This is a genomic window from Anoxybacillus andreesenii, from assembly GCF_030813005.1.
Classification (GTDB): Bacteria; Bacillota; Bacilli; order Bacillales; family Cytobacillaceae; genus Robertmurraya; species Robertmurraya andreesenii.
Genome location: NZ_JAUSTU010000070.1, coordinates 1 through 1,791, shown reverse-complemented (window position 1 = coordinate 1,791; position 1,791 = coordinate 1). Strand labels below are relative to the sequence as shown.

The 1,791-nt window shown below is 42.4% G+C and carries 1 protein-coding gene; it reads left to right on the top strand.

Translation table 11 applies throughout. The features are described from left to right. Window positions 1-411 precede the first annotated feature (411 nt). A complete protein-coding gene (locus J2S07_RS21770; protein ID WP_307152459.1) occupies window positions 412-1,641 on the top strand; it encodes an IS110 family RNA-guided transposase in 1,230 nt (409 codons plus the stop codon). The last annotated feature ends 150 nt before the right edge of the window (window positions 1,642-1,791 follow it).

The window sequence follows — 1,791 nt, the reverse complement described above, 5'->3', positions numbered from 1 at the left end:
CTCGTATAGTAAGTTTAGAATCCTCTTTCGAGGTAATTTCCAGTTCGTTTATTGCTCTTTGATAACTTCATAGATGGTAGTTCAGATAGTGGGGGGCTAGCCCCCCACTATCTGAAAATTCTTGGGTTGGACTTTTCGGGATGTCCCTAGATAATGGTCTTAGGATCGTTTGGGGAAATTCTTTCTCCTCCTGTAGCTTTGACTACTAAAAAAGTCTGTTTCCCCAGCTCTTGTTTGAACTTCTAACCCGCAGGCCGTTCCCTTTGGCAGCCCATGCTGGAAGTTGCAGCTTCCAGGCAGCTCATGGACCAAAGTGAGTTCTAATACGCGAGGGTGATTGACCGACAAGTGCGCTGGGGGTATCCCGAAGAGTCCTTCCCCTGATCCTAAAATGAAAGGAGGTTAACCCCAATGAAACTATTTGTTGGAATAGACGTTAGCTCTCAGGATATGAAAGCTTGTGTCATGAATTTTGCAGGAGAAGCATTAACTGCTTTCACTGTTGAAAACAACTTAACAGGGGCATCTTATCTGAGAGATCAGATTGTCAAGATAGCCCAAAAAAACTCAATTTCCGAGATTCAAATCGGAATGGAGGCCACATCTGTTTACAGTTGGCATCCAGCTATGTTTTTTCATGAAGATGAATCTCTTAGGGAATTTAATACTAAAGTCTTTACCATTAACCCAAAACTGATAAAAAAGTTTAAAGAGTCCTACGTTGATCTGGATAAAACAGACCAAGTCGATGCTTGGATTATTGCGGATCGACTAAGGTTTGGACGTCTTCCACTAACGGCGGTCATGCAGGAACAATTTATTGCCCTTCAAAGAGTGACAAGAATGAGGTACCATCTCGTTCACGATTTGACACGGGAAAAACAGTATTTCCTTCAACATCTCTTTTACAAGTGCAGTTCCTTTACGACCGAAGTGGACAGCTCAGTGTTTGGAAATGCCATGCTAGAGCTATTCCAAGAGCAATATAGCTTAGATGAAATTTGCTCAATGGATCTTCAGGAACTTGCTAGTTATCTTCAGGAAAAGGGCAAACGTCGTTTTACAGACGCCGAATGTGTGGCGAAGTCCATTCAAAAGGCTGCGCGGTCTTCCTATCGACTATCGAAGTGTGTGGAAGATTCCATCGACCTTTTGTTAGCGACTTCTATTGAGTCCATCCGTAGTACTACTAAACAGATCAAGGAATTGGACAAGGCCATCCAGAAGATTATAGACGGTATTCCTAATACCCTGCAGACGATTCCTGGAATAGGACCGGTCTACTGCGCTGGTATCTTAGCTGAAATTGGACAAATTGACCGGTTTAGTGACCAAGCATCAATTGCCAAATATGCTGGATTAACTTGGTCAAAGCATCAATCAGGAAAGTTTCAAGCTGAGGAAACCAAAATGATACGCTCAGGTAATCGTTATCTTCGTTATTACCTTGTTGAAGCTGCCAACTCGGTACAACGGTGTGAACCTGAATTTAGGGCATACTACCTGAAAAAGTATCATGAGGTTCCCAAGCACCAACACAAAAGAGCACTCGTCTTAACCGCAAGAAAACTTGTGCGTCTGATCGATGCGCTGCTACGCAACGATCAAGTCTACACGCCAAGAAGGAAGGTGAATAACTAAGGGATGAGATATCCTAAATCCTTCAATTATTTCCAGTAAATGGATGGAAATTTTACTGGGTTTCTTTAGTATTGCCTTTTTTAGATGCTGGTGGGTTTAAAATTTCCAATTCCTTAGATTTTTGGGCTTGACATATTACCGCAGGACTTT

Coding starts and splice junctions, on each gene's coding strand:
- J2S07_RS21770 (WP_307152459.1), top strand. CDS start 412: ATGAAACTATTTGTTGGAATAGACGTTAGCTCTCAGGATATGAAAGCT.